Origin of the sequence: Bradyrhizobium sp. B039 (assembly GCF_038965675.1) — a bacterium.
GTDB lineage: Bacteria > Pseudomonadota > Alphaproteobacteria > Rhizobiales > Xanthobacteraceae > Bradyrhizobium > Bradyrhizobium diazoefficiens.
In genome coordinates this window covers 6,809,170-6,829,844 of sequence record NZ_CP152416.1, presented here as the reverse complement: position 1 = coordinate 6,829,844, position 20,675 = coordinate 6,809,170, and the positions used below count along the sequence as shown (strand labels likewise).

Genomic DNA, 20,675 nt, shown 5'->3' with positions numbered 1-20,675 from the left:
CGGCGGCTTTAGCCAGCGCGCGAGGAGAGCGCGTGTTGCTTGATGGCGCCGGAGGGCTGCACGCCGCCGCGGGCGAGCAGATGGGTGATGGTTTCGCGCAGGACCGGCTCGATCGGGCGCGGCGAGTAGCCGAGCTCGGTTCGCGCCTTGCCGATCGAGAGATCGCTCGCGGCGAGCGCAATGCGCACGCCCTCGGCGGTGCCGTTGGGCGGCCGGCGCGTGAAGTTGTCGGATAGATATTCGAGCATGATGCCGGAGAGCTCAGCGATCTTGCCAGGCACGACGATCGGGAACTGGCGGCGGCCGCTCATCGCCGACATCATCCGCAGGATGCGGCCGAGCGGGACGCAGTCGCCGCCGAGGATGTAGCGCTGGCCGATGCGGCCGCGCTCCATGGTCAGCACGAGGCCCATGGCGACGTCGCGGACATCGACGAGATTGACCAGGAAGTTGAGGTGCGGCTGCACTTTCTTCTGGAGGAAGTACCAGAGCATCGCCGTCGGCGGCGTCAGGTTGTGGTCGGCAACTCCGATCGGCATGGTCGGCGTGCCGATCACGAGCGGAAAGCCACTGGCCGCGGCCTTCGCGGCGTGATGCTCGGCGAGCGACTTCGACCGCGTATAGGCGCCGGGCATCGCGTCGGCCGGCTGGAGCGCCTCTTCGGCTGGAGCGCCGTCGAGGTCGGTATAGGGGAACAGGATCGATTCCGTCGAGCAGTGCAGGAAGCGCGACACGCCGCGCTTCATCGCAGCCGCCAGCACGACCTCGGTGCCGCGGAAATTGACGTCGTGAAAGTCCTGCTTGTTGGCAACCCACATGCCGGGCAGGCCGGCGAGGTGATAGACCTGATCGACGCCGGCCAGCGCGGCATCGACCGCGGCGCCGTCCAGCACCGAGCCGTGAACATAGTCGACGTCGGTATTGGCGGCGGCCGGCGGCCGGACATCGAGAACACGCACCCGCTGCCCACGGGCGCGGAGCGATTCTACGAGATGATGTCCGATGAAGCCGCTGCCACCGGTAACCAGTACGAGAGCCATGAAGAAGGTTTGCTGTTTCGCTTCTAGAGCTATCGGGTTGAAAGGGAATTGGTCGGAAGAGGCGCCAGAATCGCGGCAAGGTCGCGACGGAAGCCCAGTGCAATGAATAATTTTGCCATGACAAACATCGGTCCCAGCAAAAGATGCGACGGAAACGTGAATAACGAGGCTTCGCGCCCCTCAAAAACCTTGTGGCCGATGGTCTGCGCGGCGAGGCCGAGCACGACCAGCGTGGCGAAAATCGCCCACATCGTCATGGTGCTGACTTGCGTCGAAATGGTCGTCGCGATCGAAAACAGCACGACGGAGACGGCCAGAATGCCGACCCCGAGCGCCATGTCGAGCATCAGCCAATAGATCAGAACCGGCAATGCCAGGATGACCGCCAGGCTGAGTTCCGTTCCGAACAGCGGCACCTTCACCAACGTCAGCGGCAGCACGGCGCCCGTGAACAGCAAGAGGATGCCGACCACATGCATCGCCGTATTCCGGGGATCGCGATGGTACTCGACGTAAACGGCAAGTTGGCGTTGGAACAAGCCACCCATCTTGGTCTCATGCAGCACAGGGTTGGGGAAGGACGAACCAGAGCCTATAGCACCTGATAGGGCAGTGCACAAACCGGCACTATTGTCGCGCAAAACCGTGCTGTCGCACTGTGAAACAGGTCACAAAACGGTCAGGACTTCAATGGGTTCCGTCAGGCGCCGAGGCGCGCCTCGTCAGCGCTTCTTGGCGGGCTTTTTCGCCGCAGGCGCAGGTGCCGCAGCCGGATGCGCGGGTGCCTCCTCCGGTACCTTGGCAAAGGTCAGGATTTGCAGCTGGCCGTTGGCGGCCGAGGTCGGCTTGGCGCGGTCGAGAAACTGCTCCTCGCCGAGGCCGATCGGGTGCAGCCGCTTGGTCGAGATCTTGAACGTGTTCACCAGCACGTCGCGGATCGCGTCCGCCCGGCGCTGGCTCAGGATCGCGTTGGCCTCGCGCGTCTTCGCGTTGGATTCGACATGGCCGACGATCAGGAAGGTGTAGGGCAGCAGCGAGGCATGAACCAGCGCATCCGCGATGCGGCCGACGGTCTGGTAGGACGCCGGCTGGATGATCGGCGTGTCGGCGTCGAACTGGATCTGCGCGTTGAAGGCGGGCAGCTTGGCGAGATCCGGCGCGATCGGCGGCCGGTTCACCGGACCCGGATCGTTCTTGATCCTCGCCTTGGCGCGCTCCATCACCTGCTGCTTCAGCGCGGGAAGGTCGATTTCGGCGGCCTCTTCGAAATGGTTCAGCTTGCCGACGATGTCGTCACGGGTCGGCGGCGTCGTCTGCGCGCTGGCTGCGCCCGCGAGCAAAGCCATGCCGAGCGCGATGCCGATTCCCGCGGTGGAAAGCCCCTTCGCGCGCATCATCGATACCCCGCGTCGTCCACGGCCTTCAGGCAGTTGTTGCCGATGCCCTTGGGCGTCGAGACTAGGCAGGGGATCGACTTGCTGGTCTCCTTGGTCGAGCCGCCGCAGACCTTGACGATCTCGCGCTGGCAGGCGTTCGCCACCGTGACGCGTGCGGCGACGCGCTTCTGGATGGCGTCGAAGGCGCCGAGATAGTCGCTCTGGCATTGCTGGGAGAGCACGTCGCGGTTGCGGGACAGGCACTCCTTCAGGCGGGTCGAGTCCGGATTGACGCCGCGGCAATTGGCGACGATTTCCGCGCCGCAGCTCTTGGCCAGCAGCCCGATCGAATCGCCAAAGCTCATGGTCTCCGCCGCCGCGAGCGACGGCATACCCAATGCCAGCAAGATCAGTGTGATGGAGCCCCGGACCATGGGCGCATCTGATACGGGGAAGTTCGCGGTGGTCAAGGGGCGTGGTGGGAAGAAACACGGCGGCGTAACGCCGCCGCAACACGGCAAGGCCTGCTCACGCCCGCTGCACGAAGCTGTCCACGACCTTCTTCTCGCCGGCCTTGTCGAAGGCGATGGTGAGCTTGTTGCCGTCGATCTTGGTGACGCGGCCGTAGCCGAATTTCTGGTGGAAGACGCGGTCGGAGAGCGAGAATTCCGAGGTCGTGCCGGTGGATTTGGCGACCAGCTCGCCCTCGATCGTCATCGGCCCGCGCCGGCGCGAGGAGAAGCTGCCGAAATCCGGTCCGGAAGACGAGGAGGACGAGAACGTCGCGGCCTCTTCCTCGAAGCTGCCGTGGCCGCCGGCGCCGGTGCGGCCGCCGCCCCGGTTGCGGTTGGCCTGCGCCCGCTGCCAGCCCGGCGTCGTATAGCTGGAGCCGAACGCCTCCATGTCGTCGAAGCGGGAGGCGCCGTAGCCGCCGGTTCCGCCCCAGGCCGAGCCACCCTTGGATTCCGTGATCTCGACATTGGCCGCCGGCAATTCGTCGAGGAAGCGCGACGGGATCGTGGTCGTCCAGGTGCCGTGGATCCGGCGGTTGGTCGCGAAATAGATCATGGCGCGGCGCCGCGCCCGGGTCAGGCCGACATGGCCGAGCCGGCGCTCTTCCTCGAGGCCGGCGCGGCCCTGTTCGTCCAGCGTACGCTGGCTCGGGAACAGGCCTTCCTCCCAGCCCGGCAGGAACACGTTGTCGAATTCGAGCCCCTTGGCCGAATGCAGCGTCATCAGCGACACCGCGTCCTCCTCGGCGCCGCCGTCGCGGTCCATCACCAGCGAGATGTGCTCGAGGAACCCTTGCAGGTTCTCGAACTCCTCCATGGAGCGCACCAGCTCCTTGAGGTTTTCGAGCCGGCCCGCGGCGTCCGCCGAACGGTCCTTCTGCCACATCTCGGTGTAGCCGCTCTCGTCGAGCACGATCTGGGCGAGGTCGGTATGCGCGGTGACTTCGCGCTGGGCGCGCCAGCGGTCGAACTGGGCGACGAGGTCGCGCAAGGAGCCGCGCGCCTTCGGCTTCAGCTCGTCGGTCTCGACCACCGCACGCGCCGCCTCGAACAGCGGAATGCGGCGCTTGCGGGCGTGGTCGTGTAGCATCTGCACGGTGGCATCGCCAAGGCCGCGCTTGGGCGTGTTGACGATGCGCTCGAAGGCGAGATCGTCGGCCGGCGAGTTGATGACGCGAAGATAGGCCAGCGCGTCGCGGATTTCGGCGCGCTCGTAGAAGCGCGGGCCGCCGATCACGCGATAGGGCAGGCCGAGCGTGACGAAACGGTCTTCGAACTCGCGCATCTGATAGGACGCGCGCACCAGGATCGCGATCTCGTTCAGCTTCTCGCCCTGGCGCTGGATCTGCTCGATCTCCTCGCCGATGCCGCGCGCTTCCTCCTCCGAATCCCAGGAGCCCGTGACCGTGACCTTCTCGCCGTCCTGATCCTCGGTGCGCAGCGTCTTGCCGAGCCGACCTTCATTGCGCGCGATCAGGTGCGAGGCGGCGGCGAGGATGTGGCCGGTGGAGCGGTAGTTGCGCTCGAGGCGGATCACCTTGGCGCCGGGGAAGTCGTGCTCGAAGCGCAGGATGTTGTCGACCTCGGCGCCGCGCCAGCCATAGATCGACTGGTCGTCGTCGCCGACGCAGCAGATGTTTTTGACATGGGGCGCGGCCAAAGGCGCGCCGACCGCTTGCTCCGTCATTCCGGGGCGATGCGCAGCATCGAACCCGGAATCTCGAGATTCCGGGTTCGCGTCTTCGACGCGCCCCGGAATGACGGCCTTGGTCGACGCCGGCGCCTGCGACAGCAGCCGCAGCCACAGATATTGCGCGACGTTGGTGTCCTGATATTCGTCGACCAGGATGAACTTGAAGCGCTGCTGGTACTGCCTGAGGATATCCGGGTGCTCGCGGAAGATGCGGATGTTCTCCAGCAGCAGGTCGCCGAAATCGGCCGCGTTGAGGATCTTCAGCCGCTCCTGATAGCTCGTATAGAGCTTGCCGCCCTTGCCGTTGGCGAACATCGCGGCCTCGCCCGAGGGCACCTGCGACGGCATCAGGCCGCGGTTCTTCCAGCCGTCGATCAGGCCGGCCAGCATGCGCGCGGGCCAGCGCTTGTCGTCGATGTTCTCGGCCTGCAGAAGCTGCTTCAAGAGCCGCACCTGGTCGTCGACGTCGAGCACGGTGAAGTTAGACTTGAGCTGCGCCAGCTCGGCATGGAAACGCAGGATGCGTCCGCCGATGGAGTGGAAGGTGCCGAGCCACGGCATGCCTTCGACGGCGTGGCCGAGCATCTGGCCGAGCCGGTGCTTCATCTCGCGCGCGGCCTTGTTGGTGAAGGTCACCGACAGGATCTCGGCGGGGCGGGCGCGGCCCTGGCTCAGGATATGGGCGATGCGCGTGGTCAGCACGCGCGTCTTGCCGGTGCCGGCGCCGGCCAGCACCAGGACCGGGCCGTCCAGCGTCTCCACTGCATCGCGCTGCTCCGGATTGAGCCCGGACAAATATTTCGGGCCCACAGAGGCGCGCGCACGCGCGGCGATGCCGCCGGCTGCGGGCTGGTGGTCGGGTACGCTGGTGATCTTGCTCGGCTCGGTCATGCGAATCATTTGGCCCCACGATGGCACCGCGGGGTGACGGGAGGGAGCCTTCTTAACAGGGATTGGTGCCTATATGGGGCGGCGATGCAGGGTTTTCCACGTACGCGGCGGGCCGATTTGTTCCTCCGACCCTGCGAATTTCCGCCTAGCGTGGGCAGGAACCATCGTTCCCGCGTCGAGATTGTCTGGACAGGTGGCGCGGCCAGCCGCGCCGACGCAGACAAACATCAAGACGAGGATTTGACCATGCTTGGCTGGGTTGTGACGTTTCTGGTTATCGCACTGATCGCCGGTATCCTGGGCTTTGGCGGCATCGCCGGCGCTTCGATCGAAATCGCCAAGATCATCTTCTTCATCGCGGTCGTGCTGTTCCTGGTTTCGGCCGTGGTCGGCCTCGCCCGCGGCCGCACCAGGATATAGGCGCCTAACGCTTCGAGGGCATCGCCACGCTCCGGCCGATGCCCTCGGGCCGGGCCAAGGTGCTGTGGGCCCTGGCGATGCCCGCGATGCGCTGCTGGATATCGGGCGGAAACGCCGCAACGCGCCGCGCATTCATGTCCATGTGCAGCGACATGTTCTCCGAGGTGGCCGATAGCCAGCCTTCGGTGGCGTGCCTCATCTCTTCGAACGTATGCAGCCGCTTGTCGTCGGCCTCCAGCAGCCACACCAGGATCCGCACGGGATCGCCGAGATGGATCTCGCGCAGGTAGCGCACATGGCATTCGGCGGTGAAGGTCGAGCCGTGACGTTCTTTCTTGTAAGTAGGACCGATGCCGAGCTCGAGCCAGAACTCGTCGATCGCCCGGTCGAACATCACGTTGTAATAGGCCATGTTGAGATGGCCGTTATAGTCGATCCATTGCGGCTCGATCTGCATGATCGAGGCGCTGAACGGCTCGGCCTTGGGCGCAGCAGTGGCACTCTCCGGCATGTGTCCTTCCCCAGCTATGCGTCCGGTCGCTTGACTTGACCGGTTAGATGTCCTTTGCCACGGTTCTTCTGTCGGAGGAATTTCCGTGGGTACGACCATCACCAATAATCCGCCGCGGCCGGAGCCGAAAGCCCTCGCGAGCGCACTGGAGCAGCTTGCCGCACGCTTCGGCAACCGCCTCATCACCTCGCAGGCCGTCCGCGAGCAGCACGGCCATACCACCACATGGATTCCCAACCAGCCGCCCGACGGCGTGGTGATGGCGCAGGAGACCGCCGACATCCAGGACGTGGTGCGCATCTGCGCCAGGAACCGCGTGCCAGTGATCGCCTTCGGCACCGGCACCTCGCTGGAGGGCCAGGTCAATGCGCCCGCTGGCGGCATCTCGATCGACCTGCGCGACATGAACAAGGTGCTCGCGGTGCACGCCGAGGATCTCGACTGTGTGATCCAGCCCGGCGTCACCCGCAAGGCGCTCAACGAGCATCTGCGAGACCAGGGCCTGTTCTTCCCGATCGATCCCGGCGCGGACGCTTCGCTCGGCGGCATGGCCTCGACGCGCGCCTCCGGCACCAATGCGGTGCGCTACGGCACCATGCGCGACAGCGTGCTGGCGCTGAAGGTGGTGCGCGGCGACGGCGAGATCATCACGACAGGCACGCGCGCCAAGAAATCATCCGCCGGCTACGACCTGACGCATCTGTTCGTCGGCGCCGAGGGTACGCTCGGCATCATCTCGGAACTGACCATCCGCTTGCGGGGCATCCCCGAGACCATCGCGGCCGGCGCGGTGTCGTTCGAGACGGTGCATGGGGCGTGTCAGGCCGTGATCCTGGCGATCCAGACCGGCATTCCCGTGGCGCGCATCGAACTGCTCAACGCCGCGCAGGTGAAGGCCTGCAACGCCTATTCCAAGCTGACGCTGCCGGAGACGCCGCTGCTGCTGATGGAATTCCACGGCAGCGAGATCGAGGTCGCCGAGCAGTCCAAGGCCTTCGGCGAGATCGCAAAGGAATGCGGCGGCGGCGACTTCTCCTGGACCACCAAGCCGGAGGATCGCACCAAACTGTGGCAGGCCCGGCACGATGCCTATTGGTCCGTCAAGGCGCTGCGGCCCGGCGACAGCGTCGGCGTGGTCGCAACCGACGTCTGCGTGCCGATCTCGCGGCTGGCCGATTGCGTCAGCGAGACCGAGGAAGATCTCAAGCGCCTCAATCTGCTATCGCCGATCGTCGGCCATGTCGGCGACGGCAATTTCCACTGCTCGCTGGTCTGCGACACCAACGATGCGGACGAGATGGCGCGCGGCGAGGAGTTCATGCATCGCCTGGTCGAGCGCGCGCAGGCGATGGACGGCACCTGCACCGGCGAGCACGGCATCGGCCAGGGCAAGCAGAAATATCTCAAGGCCGAGCTTGGCCCCGAGGCGCTCGACGCGATGCGGGCGCTGAAACAGGCGCTCGACCCGCTGAATATCTTCAATCCCGGCAAGATCGTGCCGGAGGCGTAGCGCGCCCCTGCTGCGTCGCGGTCGCGGAACTTTCGGCCGCCAGGCTGGTTCCAATTCCCGTCAACTTCCGATGCCTCAATGGCGCGGCTCTGCGGGGAGGATGCGATGTTGCGACCGGTCATTGGAATTGCCGTGATGGCGCTTGCCTGCATGCTTGCGGGCACGGCTCTGGGCAAGGGCGGTGGCGGCCATGGCGGTGGCGGTCATGGCGGTGGGCACGGAGGCGGTCATGGCGGCGGGCATGGCGGTGGCCACCATGGTGGCGGCGGCCATTTTGGCGGTCATGGCTTCGGGCATGCGCATGGCGGCGGACATCATGGCGGCCCGCGCTTCGCAACGGGAGCTCGGCATGGTGGTCCGAACTTCGGTCAGATCCGCAATGCGGCCGTCCGCCCGGCGAATTTCCGCAACGCCCTCAACGCGCATTCCAGCGCCTTCCGCAACGGCCGTCTGATCGGTAATCCGGCGGCGCGAGCCCAGATCGCAGCGGCGGCCGCGCTCGCCGGCTGGCATGGCGCCAGCAGCGGATGGTGGCAACATCCGGGCGGCGGTTATGGCTGGGTCGGACCGCTGTTCTGGCCGTTCGCCTATAACGATCTCTACGACTACACGATCTGGGGCGACGGTCTCGGCTTCTGGGGCTACGGCTACCCGGACATCTATGCCGGCATCTTCGGGCCCTATGGCTATGACGGTCTTTCGGCCTATCTGCCGCAGCGGCCGCCGGGACGGCGGCAAGCGCGCGGCGTTGCGCTGGATCAGCTTTGCGGCAGCGACCGCCGCGAGATCGTCGGTCTGCCGATCGACCAGATCGCCGCCGCAGTGCAGCCGAGCGAGGCGCAAGGCGCAAGCCTCGACGAACTCGGCAACGCCTCGATCCTGGCGGCGGGCATGATCCGCGCGTCCTGCCCGGCGCAGGTCGCGGCGACGGCGCCCGGTCGGCTGGCGGCGATGCAGCAGCGCATCGAGGCGATGGCGAAAGCCGTCGATCTCGTTCAGCCCGCCCTGGATAAGTTCTACGGCTCGCTCACGGACGAGCAGAAGGCGCGCTTCAATGCGCTGGCCGACGACCAGCGTCGTGCGACGGCTTCCAGCAACACCGAGGGATCGCTGGTCCAGAATTGCGGTGCGGCGGCTGCGCTCGATTGGCCCGGCGCCGACATCGAGGCGAGGCTGCACCCCAACGACACGCAGCGCGCGGCGCTGCAGGTGCTCCAGGATACCAGCGCCAAGGTCAGCGCATCGCTCAAGGCGGCCTGCCAGCCCAACGAGGTGATGACGCCGCCGGCGCGAATGGCCGCAGTACGCAAGCGGCTCGACCTGATGCTCGACGGCGTCAAGTCGGTTCGCGCAGCGCTGGAGGATTTCTACGGCACGCTGAATGACGAACAGAAGGCGCAGTTCGAGGCCATCGGGCCACGTCGGACGTCGTGAATGCGTATCGAGCCAGGGAGCGTAGCGGAAAAATTGCCTCGCCGATTTCGATAGGCCTCTCTATGCTCAAGCGAGCCTGAAGAACGGTGATACAGCGGCTGGAAGACCGTGGGTGGTGGGGCGATGAAGTGGTTCGCGAAGCAGAAGGCGGCGGACATCTGGGACGAGACGATCGAAGGGCCGCTCGGCGACATCGAGGCCGCCGCGCGTATCCGCGCCATCTGTGAGGCCGCGGCGTTGAGCGCGGCAGGTTCCGCGCGCAACGACAAGCGCGAGAGCGGGCGTTACGAGCGCGCGGCCAAGGTTGCGATGGAAATGGCGATGAAGATCTCGGACGGATTGATGCGCGATGATGCGGTCCATCGCATCGTCGATCTCTGCATGATGGCGAACGATCTCAAGACGGCGCAGATCCTGTTTCGTGCGATCCATGCCAGCTGGATTCGCGAAACGATCCAGCGGGATCACCCCACGCTGCTGCAGTGATGGCTGACTGTTGACGCATTGAAGGTGCGCTCCCTCCCCCGCTTGCGGGCGAGGGTTGGGGAGAGGGTGTTTCCACGGTGGGACTCCCCAGCCTATTGCACTTTCGCCAGCTTGCGCACCGCCTCGTCCACGCTGTGGAAGACGTGATCGCGGGGCAGGGCGTCGAACAATCTGAAGCGTTCGAACGCGTTCTGGGCGCGGACCGATTCCAGCCGCGCCAGTGCGACCGTGACGCCCTGTTCGTTGCACGCCTTGAAGACATCGAGCAAAATCTGCGCGGCGGTGAAGTCGATCTCGACCATGCCGCTCGCTTCCAGCACCAGCAGTTGCGGCGTCGCCGCGCCGAGCACCTTGGTCACGTCGCTGCGGAAACCCGGGGCGTTGAGGAAGGACAGCGGCGCCTGCAGCCCGATCACGGCAACGCCTTCGATGCGCTCGCCGGCGATGTGCGGATGCGCGGGCCACCAGATCGTGGTGCCCGGCACGCGCTCGAACTCGACCAGCCTGGCGCGCGTGGTGCTCCAGATGCCGTGCAGCAGCGACAGCATGATGCCGAGGAACGCGCCCTGCTGGATCGGCAGCACGATGATCAGCGCGGCGGTGGCGGCGATCAGCAGGAACTCACTGAAGGACTGGCGGTAGATCGTGACGATCTGCTTCACGCGGATGATGCGCAGCGCGACGAACAGCAGGATGCCGCCGAGCGCGGCGTCAGGAACGTGCTGCAACAGTCCCGTGCCGAACGCGAGCAGCGCCAGCACGATTGCCGCGGCCGCTAGTCCGGCGAGCTGCGATTGCCCGCCGGTCTCGGCGACGATGCCCGTCCGCGGCGGGCTGGCATTGACGGGAAATGCGCCGAACAGGCCGGACAGCACGCTGCCGGCGCCGGCGCCGAGGAAATCGCGGTCGACATCGGCGGGCTTGTCGGGATCGGACGGGAACGAGCGCGTGGTCGCGGCGGTCTGCACCATCACCACGACCGTGATCACGAAGGCGAGCGATACCAGATGCACCCAATGCTCCGGCGCAAGTTCGGGCAGGGTGAGCCGCGGCAGCGTCCCCGGCACGCTGCCGACGACGCTGACACCCTTGCTTTCGAGGCCGAGACCGATCGTGGCCAGCGTCGCGGCGACGAGCCCGATCAGCGCCCCCGGAATCTTTGCGCTGATCTTCTCCGAGACGAAGACCGTTGCGAGCACACCGAGGCCGATGCACAGCGTGAAGGGATTGCTGCGACTGAGCTCGCCGGCGAGCACGCCGATGCGATCGAGCGTCGGCCCGCTCGGTGACTTCAGTCCCAGCACGCCGGGCAATTGCGACACGATGATATGGACGGAGATGCCGGCGAGGAAGCCGACCATGACCGGCACGGACAGGAGGTTGGCGATGCCGCCAAGTCGGAAGGCGCCGCCGGCGAGCATCATCACGCCGACCATCAGCGCCAGCGCGACAGCAAACCCCTGATATTGCGGCGAGCCGACTGCGGCCAGCGCCGCAAGCCCGCCGGCGAAGATCGGCGTGATCGTGGAGTCCGCGCCGCAAGACAGGAAGCGGTTGCCGCCGAGCAGCGCAAAGCCGAGCGAGCCCGCCATGAAGGCGAAGAAGCCGATCTGCGGCGCAAAGCCGCCGAGCCGCGCGGTAGCCATCTGCTCGGGGATCGCGATCGCCGCCAAGGTCAGCCCCGCCATGAGGTCGCCGGGCAGAGAGTAAGAGGCGAGCGAGCGGAAGAGCGGCCATGCGTGCTTGGCGTGAGAATCGTGCGGCATCGAGGTCCCCGGAAAGCCTGTGTCGATCGATTAGACTACAGCATTTCCGGATTGGAAGGCGGCAGACGCAATTTCTCTACATCCGTTGTCATTGCGAGCGAAGCGAAGCAATCCGGAATCCCACCACGGCGGTGGTCTGGATTGCTTCGCTTCGCTCGCAATGACGGAGGACATATATGTCCTCCGTATCGCGCGAGTCTCCTTCAGTACCGGCCGCGGTCGTTGTGATAATCGCCGCCGCGGCCGCCGCCACCCATGCCCATGCCGATGCCAATCCCGATGCCGATACCTTGCATGACGGCGCCGGGCGGCGGGCCACGATCCGGCGGCGGCGCGCGCTCGTAGACCACTTCGTCAGGCGGCGGCCGGCGTGGCTTCGGCGGCGTCTCGACCACCTTGCGCTTCGGCGGGGTGTCGTCGACGCGCTTCTTGATAATGGGCGCCACTGCCGGGTTGACCGGCGTTGCCGGTGTCGATGGCGCCGTGCACGGGCAGGTCGGCGCCATTGCAACGGCGACCGGAGCGGGCGTGGCTGCGACCGTCGCGGGCAGGACGTAGTTGCGGTTCTGCACCCGGAGCAGCAGCCTGCGCGCGGTTGCGGCGAGGTCGCTGTTGTCCCAGTTCGCGAGGTAGGCCTCGAACGAGGCGCGGGTGTTGATCGCCACCGCGCGCTCCCAGGCCAGCATCTGGCGCCGGCGCTCCAGCACCGTGCGCAGGCGCGGCGTGCGGGCGTCCTGCGTGTACAGCTCGATATAGGCCTGGTACGCCTCGGCGGTGTCGTCGGCGATCACGAGCTCATAGGCGACCTTCGGCTCCTTGCCCTGCAGATCCTTGCGCCAGTCCGCGACGCTGCGCGTGCCGCCGGCGAGCGCCATCGCGGAAGCGCCCGGAATGGCAGGCTGCTGGCTGCTGCTCTCGCCGCCGAAGAACTTGAAGTCGGTCGTCAGCGAGGAGCTTTCCCACGGGATCTGCCGCCCGTCGGTCGATTGCGCCACGGCGATGCGGATGCGTTTGAACACTTCCTCGATCGGCAGGTTCGGTTGCTTTGCGACCGAGAGCGCCGCGGTGGTGTAGGGGCTGTCGATGCCGGAGCCGTCCTCGGCTTCCGCGCCGGGCGAGGTCGAATAGGAAATGAACGAGCCGGGTGCGCCCGCCTTGGTGTCGACGATCGCAAGCCCGTGGCCCGCGCCGCTCAGCGCCGGGAACGGGTTGTTGCGGCAGGCGTCGAGCATGAAGATGCGCGCCCGCGTCGGCAGCGCGCCGAGCGTGTTGAGCAGGTCGTTCAGCCGCACGCCCTGGAGCGGAATGTCGGCTTCGCGCTTGGGATCGAGATCGACCGGCACCAGATAGTTCTCGCCGTCGATCTGAAGCCCGTGGCCGGCGTAGAACACCAGCGCGACGGTGTCGGCGCCGCTGGCGCTGACCTTGCCGGCGAAATCCGAGATCGCCGTGCGCATCTCGTTCTGCGCGAGGTTGGCCGCCGTGGTGACGGTGAAGCCGGCATTGCCGAGCAGCTCGGTCATGCCCTTGGCGTCGTTGGCGGCGTTGGGCAGCTCCGGTACCGTGCGATAGGCGGATTGGCCGATCACGAGGGCGAGCCGCGCTTCGGCCGCGGCCTCCGTCGGCGTCATCAGTTGCGTGAGCGCAAGCAGGCTGCTGGCAAGGAACAAATTACAAAGCACTGGACGGCGCATGGTGTCACCTCCATCGGCAATGGGCGCGACGATGTCACCTTTTCTAGTCGTCCGCCATGACCCTGTCTGTGCACTGGATCACGCTGCGCGCTGCGGCAAAATGGGCAGCGGAGCTGTCGGAGCTGGCGCGCCAGACCGTGCGTACGTCAGAACAGGCCGCGGTCCCAGGGCGGGTCAGGCGCAAAACGCGCGGCGAGAAAGTCGATGAAGGCGCGCACCTTGGCCGGCGGACGGCGGTCGGGCAGGTAGACCGCGTGCACGGCCGAGGTCTGGATCTCCGGCTGGTCGAGCGGAAGCGCCAGAAGCGTGCCGGCGCGAAGGTCGTCGGCGATGATGAAGGTCGGCTGTCGGGCGAGGCCAAGGCCCGCCAATGTGGCCGCGCGCAGCGCATCGCCATTGTTGGCGCGCAAGGTACCGCTGACCTGGACACGGATCTCGCCGTCGACGCCGAACAGCCATTCCGCCGCGCTCGCCTGCTGCGAAAGCGTGTAGCCGAGGCAGTTATGCGCGGCGAGGTCGGCGACGCGGCGCGGCGTGCCGTGTTTCGCCAGATAGGACGGCGCGGCGCAGACCACGAGGCGGTTCGGCGCGAGCTTTCGCGCCACCATGCTGGAGTCGCGCAGCTTGCCGATGCGGATCGCAAGGTCCCAACCTTCCTCGGCGAGATCGACGAGGCGGTCGTTGAGGCCGAGCTCGACGGTGACCTCGGGATGGCGTTCCGAAAACTCGGCGATCGCCGGCGCGATCTGCCGCGTGCCGAACACGACGGGCACGTTGACCCGCAGCAGCCCGCGCGGTTCGACGCGCTCGCGCGCGACCGCGGCGTCGGCGGCCTCCATGTCGGCGAGGATGCGCTCGGAGGATTCCAGATAGCTTCGTCCGGCCTCGGTGATGGACAGCCGCCTCGTGGTCCGGTGGAACAGTTTTGTGCCGAGCCGGGCCTCGAGCGCGGCAACATGCTTGGTCACCATGGTCTGCGACAGGCCCATCGTCCGGGCCGCGCCCGACAGGCTGCCGATCGCCGCCACCTTGGCGAAGACTTCCAGGCTGGTCAGCCGGTCGAGCATTTATCTCACTCTATTGGTGTGAGGTATAATTCCAATATAGCGGATTATCATTCGATTGAGAATAGATCATAGCTGTCTCCAACAAGGAGACCGCCATGATCGATTCCCGTACCGCTCCCTATGCCGCGCTCGTGCTGCGCGTGACGCTGGGCGCGCTGTTCCTCGCCCACGCCGGCCTGAAGCTGTTCGTCTTCACCCCGGCCGGGACCGCAAAGTTCTTCGGCAGCCTCGGCTTCCCGCCCGAACTCGCCTACCTCATCATGACGGTGGAAGTTCTCAGCGGCGTCGCGCTGATCCTCGGCGTCTGGACCCGCTATGCGGCACTGGCCGGCATCCCGATCCTGCTCGGCGCGATCTTCACCGTGCACGGCGCCGCCGGCTTCTTCTTCACCAATCCGAAGGGCGGCTGGGAATATCCCGCCTTCTGGGCGATCGCGCTCGCGGCGCAGGCCCTGCTCGGCGACGGCGCCTACGCGCTGCGTCCGTCCCGCGATGTCGCGGCGGCGACCGGCGAGCTCAGCGGCGCGCATTCGCGCTGAGGTCACGGCATCTGCTCAAACGCGAAGCCGCGGGATCAAGATCCCGCGGCTTTCGTTTTGTCCGCTTCACATGCGGCCAATCAATCTGCGTTCGGCATTGATCCATACCTGAATTGGATCGATCCGCGTCAATCTTGCATGGCAGGTCTTGTCGCTGCCGTGCGGCATGATCGAAAACGCCTATAAATACAGGCGTTCCGCCGCGGTTTCTGCCGACGCGCCTGCCGCTCGTGTCATTACGGCAGCCCCGGCCGCGTCCCTTGCCTGTGCCGTCGCTTTGGCCATACAGTCCAAGCAAAGGCCGCACGCAACGATCGCGGACGCGAACAAAAAATACCGGGAGAGACCGCACCATGACCATCGTGCCCGTGAACCGTCGCGCGTTCATCAAGTCATCGGCGGCGGTCACCGCCGGCCTCGTGCTCTCTCCCGCCATCATCGGCCGCGCCGAAGCCGCGACGCTGAAGCTGAAATGCTCCTCCTCGCTGCCGAACGATCCCAAATATGCCAACGGCCGCGTCTACTATGACAACCTCGTCAAGAACCTGAAGGGCAACGGGCTCGGCGAGCAGGTCGAGGTCGCGTTCTTCCCTGACAACCAGCTCGGCCAGGAGATCGACGTCATCAATTCGGTGAAGCTCGGCGTCATCGACCTCATGGTGTCGGGCTCGTCGATCTCGGCCAATCTGACGCCGCTGGTCGGCACCTTCGACCTCGGCTTTCTGTTCTCGAGCTTCCCGCAGCAGACCAAGGCGTTCGACGCCGGCGCCGCCAAGCCGATCGAGGACGCGCTGCTCAAGGGCAGCAACATCCGCATCATCGCCTGGGCCTATAATTTCGGCTCGCGCAGCGTACTGGCGAAGAAGCCGGTGAAGACGCCGGAGGATCTCGCCGGCCTCAAGATCCGCACCCTGCCAAATCCCGTCATCACCGAATGCCTGCGCCTGATGGGCGCCGCCGCGACGCCGCTGGCGTTCGGCGAAATCTACACCGCGCTCCAGGCCGGCGTGCTGGATGGGCTGGAGCACGATCCGCCGACGATCCTGGCCAGCAAGTTCTTCGAGACCGCAAAGTTCTACGCGCTGACGCAGCACAATTTCTCGCCGCTCGCGATCTATTTCAGCGACATGACCTACAACCGCATGGATCCGAAGCTGCGCGACGGCTTTCTCGATGCCGCGAAGAAGGCCGCAATCGACACCCGTGCCCATGGGCTTGCGGTCGAGAAGGAGGCGCTGGCGGCCCTGACCGAGAAGGGCGTGACGGTGGCCGAATGCGACCGCGAGGCGTTCAAGAAGCGCGTCGCGCCGCAGCACGAGAACTTCATCAAGGCGCGGCCGGAATCCAAGGCCGTCATCGACATCATTCGCGCGACGCAAGCCTGAGATGACGATGACAGCCGCCGTGCCCGTCTCGGGCGGCCGCCACGGGAGCATTACGCTGCTGCTTCGCCTCAGCGACGCGATCGCGGCCATCCTCCTGGCCGCCGATCTCGTGGTCGTCTGCGCGTCCGTGCTGCTGCGCTTCTGCTTCAATGCGCCGGTCGAATGGTCCGACGACGTCGCGCGCGGATTGATGGTCGGCTCGGCCTTCTTCGGCGCGGCGAGCGCGCTTGCGCGCGGCGAGAATGTCGGCGTGTCCTTCTTCCGCGATCTGCTGCCCCTGCGCCTGCGTACGCTGGTCGACGCCGCGAGCGCCGTGCTCGTCGTGCTGATCTCCTTCTATGTCGCCTACAACGCCATCAAGCTGGGCTCGCTGACGGCAGGCCAGACCACCGGCTCCGGCCTGCCGCTGGAGCTTACCTTCTATCCGATGGGCATCGGCGCGCTGTTCATGACGGTGTTCGCGATCGATCAGCTCTGCGCAAGGCCGCTGCCTGATATCGTCAGGGGGCTCGTTGCCGTTGCCGTCGTCACCGGCCTCTATCTCGCCTGGGATTATCTGTCGCCGTCCTCGGTGCCGTCGGCGGGCACGTTGATGCTGATCGGCTTCTTCGCAACGCTGTTCGGCGGCCTGCCGATCGGCTTTGCGCTGGCGCTGGCCGCGCTGATCTTCATCTGGGTCGAGGGCGCGCTGCCCGGCGTGATCTTCGCCCAGCAGATGGCGCGCGGCATCGACAATTTCGTGCTGCTCGCGATCCCCTTCTTCATCCTCGTCGGCTACCTCATGGAAGCCAACGGCATGTCGGTGCGCCTGATCGAGCTGTTGCAGCGCGGGGTCGGCCGCATGCGCGGTGGGCTGAACGTCGTGATGGTGGCCTCGATGGTGCTGTTCTCCGGCATCTCAGGCTCGAAGATGGCCGACGTCGCCGCGGTCGGCTCGGTGCTGATTCCGGCGGCGCGCCGCTCGAAGCAGAATCCGGGCGGCGCGGTGGCGCTGCTGGCGGCGTCCGCGGTGATGGCGGAAACCATTCCGCCCTGCATCAACCTGATCATCCTCGGCTTTGTGGCGAACCTGTCGATCGGCGGCCTGTTCGTCGCAGGGCTCCTGCCGGCGGCGCTGATGGCGCTGGTCCTGATCGCGGTGTCCATCATCTTCGGCAAGCGGCCGGCGGAGGCCGAGGACGTTGCGCCGCAGATGCCGGTGTCGGGCCTGTGGAGCGGCGCGATCGCCTCGTTCGGCCTGATCTTCATGATCTTCTTCGGCTTCAAGAGCGGCTTTGCCACGGCCACCGAAATCTCCGCGTTCGCCGTGGCCTATGCGCTGGTCGTCGGCAGCCTGGTGTTCCGCGAGCTCAGCTTCAAATCGGCCGCGCACAGTTTCGTGCAGGCCGCGACGCGCGCAGGGCTTGTGCTGTTCATCGTCGCCGCCGCGCAGTCGCTGGCCTTCACGCTGACCTTGCAGCAGGTGCCGCACGCGGTCGGCGACTTCATGCTCGGACTATCGAAGACCAGCGGCGTCTGGCTGTTCATCCTGCTCGCGATCGCCGTGCTGATCGTGATGGGCTCGGTGCTGGAAGGTGCGGCCGCGCTGATCATCTTCGGGCCGCTGCTCTTGCCGGTGGCCGTGCAGCTCGGCATCGATCCCCTGCATTTCGGCGTGGTGCTGGTCATCGCGATGGGCATCGGCCTGTTCGCTCCGCCGCTCGGGCTCGGACTCTATGGCGCCTGCCTGATCGGCAACGTGCCGATCGAGCAGACGGTGAAGCCGATCATGGGTTATCTTGGCCTCTTGTTCCTCTGCCTGCTCGTCATTGCCTTCGTGCCATGGCTCTCGACCGCGCTGCCGCGGGCATTCGGCTACTGAAGGAGTCTTGCCGTGAAAGTCCTGCTCGCCCACACGCCGGAGATGCGGCGGAATTACTACGGCGATCGCAGCCTGAACGGCCTGCGCGCGGCCGCCGAGGTGATCCTGCACGAGGGCGATCAGCCGCTCGATGCGGCCGGCCTCGTCCGCGCGGCCAGGGACGTTGACGTCATCGTCGCCGATCGCATGACCGAGGGACGCGGCGAGATCTTTCCGCAACTGCCGCATTTGCGCGCCTTCGTCCGCTGCGCCGTCGACATCCGCAACGTCGACGTCGATGCGGCCTCGAAGGCGGGCGTGCTGGTGACCCGCGCCGGCCCCGGCTTCGTTCAGGCGGTGGCCGAGCTCGCGATCGGCTTCATGGTCGATCTCTCCCGCGGCGTGTCGCGGACGACGGCGGACTACCAGGCCGGACGTAAACCCGAGGCGCGGATGGGCCGTCAGCTCGCCGGTAGCAGGATCGGTATCATCGGCTATGGCAGCATCGGGCGCTATCTCGCCGAGATCGCCAAGGTGATGCGCATGGAGGTGCTGGTCGCCGACCCCTTCGCTGATGTCAGCGACAGCGCCATCAGGCAGGTCGGCCTCGACGAGCTCCTCGCCGCATCCGACTATGTCGTCTGCCTTGCGATCGCCAATGCAGAGACCGAGAACTTGATCGGCGAGGCGGCGCTGGCGCGCATGCAGAAGCATGCGGTCTTCATCAATCTCTCGCGCGGCAATCTCGTCGACGAGGCGGCGCTGGCACGCGCGTTGCGCGAGAGGCGCATCGCCGGCGCGGCAATGGATGTCGGCCGCGCGCCCGACCAGATGCCGACGCCGGAGCTGGCCAGGCTACCGAACGTCATCGCCACCCCGCATGTCGGCGGGCTGACGCCGCAGGCGATCGAGTACCAGTCGCTGGAAACCGTGCGGCAGGTGGAGGCGATCGTCAGGGGTGAGGTGCCGCCAGGCGCCGTCAACACCGACCGATGGACGCGGCGGCCTTAACGCACGCTCTCTCCATTCCCTCCCCCCTTGTGGGGGAGGGGCAGGGAGGGGGGTGCCACACGGGGACTCTCTCCGTGGAGCAGACGTCGCGCGTTGCATCGTCAGAAACGAACACCATTTCCTGGGCTACCCCCCTCCCTAGCCCTCCCCCACAAGGGGGGAGGGAACGCACCTGGTTCTGGGATCGGCTGGGAGATTGATTTCGCTCCGCCCTAAAACCGGTCCACTGCCCTGAACGTCCCGTCCTTCTGGATCACCGTCAGGAACACCTTCGGCGGGGCGTCGATCATGCGCATGCCGACGGTGACGATGCTGCCGCTGATGTCGAAGCGGCCGACGTCGTTGATGGCGCGCAGCAGGCTCGCGCGCGTCGGTTGCGGTCCGGCCTTTTCCAGCGCCGCGGCTGCGAGGCGGCCGGAGAGATAGCCTTCGAGCGACACGAAGTCCGGTGTCAGCGTCGGGTCGAACGCCGTCTGCGCCGCCTGGTAGTCGGCGACGAGCTTGAGCGAGCGATCCCAGGGAAACGGCACGACCTGCGAGACGATGACGCCTTCGCCCTCGGGGCCGAGCTCCCTGGCGAGCGCGTTGGCGCCGACGAAGGAGATGTTGACGAAGGTCGGATACGAGCCGCTGCGGTGTGCGAGCTTGATGAACTCGGCGCAGGGACCGTAGGTCCCGACCATGACGATGGCCTCGGGTTCGGCGCGCTTGATCATCCGCCAGGCCGCGGCGACGGCGCGGGTGTTGCGCTCGAAGGTGCCTTCGGCGGCGAGCTCGAGGCCGCGCCTGGCAAGCGCGCGCTTCACGCCGACAAGTCCATCGCGGCCGAAGGAATCATCCTGGTAGAAGATGCCGATGCGGGTGAACCGGCGGTCCTCGGTGAGATGCTTGATCCATGCCTCGGCCTCCGCGCCGTAGCTCGCGCGGATGTTGACGACGTTTGGAAGCTCGAGGTCGCGCAGGAACTCGGCGCCGGTGAACGGACCGATAAAGGGGACTTTCCTGGCGCTGGTGATCGGTATCGTCGCCATCGCGGTCGGCGTGCCGACCGCGCCGATCAGCGCGAACACCTTGTCGTCCTCGAGCAGCTGCAGCGTCTGCGCCACGGAACGATCGGGGTCGTAGCCGTCGTCGCGGCTGATGAGCTGGAGCTTGCGGCCATGGACGCCGCCCTTGCCGTTGATCTCGGTGAACGCCGCGACGATGCCTTGCCGCATGCGCTGCCCGAGCGCCGAGGAGGGGCCTTCGAGTGCGGCCACCTGGCCGAACAGGATCGCATCGTCGCTGACGCCGACCTCATCGCCTTTCGCAGGCAGCATGGCCGCGGTCAGCAATGCGACGGTCAAGGCGAGGTATGTCGCGGAGCGCGATCGTGTCATGTGGATGCTTGTCGGATGCTGGACGCGTTGGGGAAACGATAGTTCTGCGGGCTGAACAGGTCGCTAACCCGCGCCGCGACGACGATCCGTAAGACTCCGGGTAAAACCGGCAACTTACTAC

General features: G+C 66.3%; 18 protein-coding genes. 8 read left to right on the top strand and 10 right to left on the bottom strand.

All coding sequences use genetic code 11. The annotated features are described in order from the left end of the window. Positions 1-8 precede the first annotated feature (8 nt). From AAFG50_RS32445 to AAFG50_RS32425, 5 genes are all read right to left on the bottom strand, one after another. The gene (locus AAFG50_RS32445; protein ID WP_011089304.1) at positions 9-1,040 is read right to left on the bottom strand and encodes an NAD-dependent epimerase/dehydratase family protein; all 1,032 of its coding nucleotides are present in this window, start codon (positions 1,038-1,040) and stop codon (positions 9-11) included. Between the two features lie 29 nt (positions 1,041-1,069). Further along, positions 1,070-1,588 carry an Mpo1-like protein gene (locus tag AAFG50_RS32440; protein ID WP_028176215.1) on the bottom strand — a complete coding sequence of 173 codons (519 nt, stop codon included), beginning with the start codon at positions 1,586-1,588 and terminating at the stop codon, positions 1,070-1,072. Positions 1,589-1,762: 174 nt separating this feature from the next. Beyond that, positions 1,763-2,434, bottom strand: coding sequence for an OmpA family protein (locus AAFG50_RS32435; RefSeq protein ID WP_028176214.1), 672 nt, complete (start codon positions 2,432-2,434; stop codon positions 1,763-1,765). Continuing rightward, positions 2,434-2,850: a hypothetical protein gene (locus AAFG50_RS32430; RefSeq protein WP_028176213.1), complete on the bottom strand. Its 417-nt coding sequence runs from the start codon at positions 2,848-2,850 to the stop codon at positions 2,434-2,436. Before AAFG50_RS32430 ends, AAFG50_RS32435 begins: the two co-directional genes overlap by 1 nt. 94 nt (positions 2,851-2,944) lie before the next feature. Beyond that, positions 2,945-5,521, bottom strand: coding sequence for a UvrD-helicase domain-containing protein (locus AAFG50_RS32425; RefSeq protein WP_028176212.1), 2,577 nt, complete (start codon positions 5,519-5,521; stop codon positions 2,945-2,947). Between the two features lie 237 nt (positions 5,522-5,758). On the opposite strand from AAFG50_RS32425, the gene AAFG50_RS32420 reads away from it, so the two are divergent. Continuing rightward, positions 5,759-5,932: a DUF1328 domain-containing protein gene (locus AAFG50_RS32420; RefSeq protein WP_011089300.1), complete on the top strand. Its 174-nt coding sequence runs from the start codon at positions 5,759-5,761 to the stop codon at positions 5,930-5,932. A gap of 4 nt (positions 5,933-5,936) precedes the next feature. Here AAFG50_RS32420 and AAFG50_RS32415 read toward each other — a convergent pair whose 3' ends face one another. Further along, positions 5,937-6,443, bottom strand: coding sequence for a thioesterase family protein (locus tag AAFG50_RS32415; protein WP_028176211.1), 507 nt, complete (start codon positions 6,441-6,443; stop codon positions 5,937-5,939). Positions 6,444-6,528: 85 nt separating this feature from the next. Between AAFG50_RS32415 and AAFG50_RS32410 the strand changes: the two genes are divergently transcribed. The 3 genes from AAFG50_RS32410 (at position 6,529) to AAFG50_RS32400 (ending at position 9,873) form a co-directional block, all read left to right on the top strand. Then, the gene (locus AAFG50_RS32410; RefSeq protein ID WP_028176210.1) at positions 6,529-7,953 is read left to right on the top strand and encodes an FAD-linked oxidase C-terminal domain-containing protein; all 1,425 of its coding nucleotides are present in this window, start codon (positions 6,529-6,531) and stop codon (positions 7,951-7,953) included. A gap of 105 nt (positions 7,954-8,058) precedes the next feature. Then, positions 8,059-9,387, top strand: coding sequence for a Spy/CpxP family protein refolding chaperone (locus tag AAFG50_RS32405; RefSeq protein WP_028176209.1), 1,329 nt, complete (start codon positions 8,059-8,061; stop codon positions 9,385-9,387). A gap of 123 nt (positions 9,388-9,510) precedes the next feature. Further along, positions 9,511-9,873 (top strand): hypothetical protein, encoded by a 363-nt coding sequence (locus AAFG50_RS32400; RefSeq protein WP_028176208.1) that lies wholly within the window; start codon positions 9,511-9,513, stop codon positions 9,871-9,873. Positions 9,874-9,965: 92 nt separating this feature from the next. Here the strand turns inward: AAFG50_RS32400 and AAFG50_RS32395 are convergent, their stop codons facing one another. The 3 genes from AAFG50_RS32395 to AAFG50_RS32385 form a co-directional block, all read right to left on the bottom strand. After that, entirely contained in the window at positions 9,966-11,639 is a 1,674-nt protein-coding gene (locus AAFG50_RS32395; RefSeq protein WP_028176207.1) for a SulP family inorganic anion transporter, read from the bottom strand. A 203-nt stretch (positions 11,640-11,842) separates the two neighbouring features. After that, positions 11,843-13,333 (bottom strand): caspase family protein, encoded by a 1,491-nt coding sequence (locus AAFG50_RS32390; protein WP_028176206.1) that lies wholly within the window; start codon positions 13,331-13,333, stop codon positions 11,843-11,845. 146 nt (positions 13,334-13,479) lie between these two features. Beyond that, a complete protein-coding gene (locus tag AAFG50_RS32385) occupies positions 13,480-14,400 on the bottom strand; it encodes a LysR family transcriptional regulator (protein ID WP_028176205.1) in 921 nt (306 codons plus the stop codon). A 95-nt stretch (positions 14,401-14,495) separates the two neighbouring features. Here AAFG50_RS32385 and AAFG50_RS32380 point away from each other — a divergent pair, with 95 nt between their 5' ends. From AAFG50_RS32380 to AAFG50_RS32365, 4 genes are all read left to right on the top strand, one after another. Beyond that, a complete protein-coding gene (locus AAFG50_RS32380) occupies positions 14,496-14,939 on the top strand; it encodes a DoxX family protein (protein WP_028176204.1) in 444 nt (147 codons plus the stop codon). Between the two features lie 353 nt (positions 14,940-15,292). Further along, positions 15,293-16,324, top strand: coding sequence for a TRAP transporter substrate-binding protein (locus tag AAFG50_RS32375; RefSeq protein WP_028176203.1), 1,032 nt, complete (start codon positions 15,293-15,295; stop codon positions 16,322-16,324). A 7-nt stretch (positions 16,325-16,331) separates the two neighbouring features. After that, positions 16,332-18,185, top strand: coding sequence for a TRAP transporter large permease subunit (locus tag AAFG50_RS32370; RefSeq protein WP_028176202.1), 1,854 nt, complete (start codon positions 16,332-16,334; stop codon positions 18,183-18,185). 12 nt (positions 18,186-18,197) lie between these two features. Continuing rightward, positions 18,198-19,175 carry a hydroxyacid dehydrogenase gene (locus AAFG50_RS32365; protein WP_028176201.1) on the top strand — a complete coding sequence of 326 codons (978 nt, stop codon included), beginning with the start codon at positions 18,198-18,200 and terminating at the stop codon, positions 19,173-19,175. A gap of 212 nt (positions 19,176-19,387) precedes the next feature. Here the strand turns inward: AAFG50_RS32365 and AAFG50_RS32360 are convergent, their stop codons facing one another. Next, the gene (locus AAFG50_RS32360) at positions 19,388-20,554 is read right to left on the bottom strand and encodes an ABC transporter substrate-binding protein (RefSeq protein WP_011089288.1); all 1,167 of its coding nucleotides are present in this window, start codon (positions 20,552-20,554) and stop codon (positions 19,388-19,390) included. Positions 20,555-20,675: the final 121 nt, after the last annotated feature.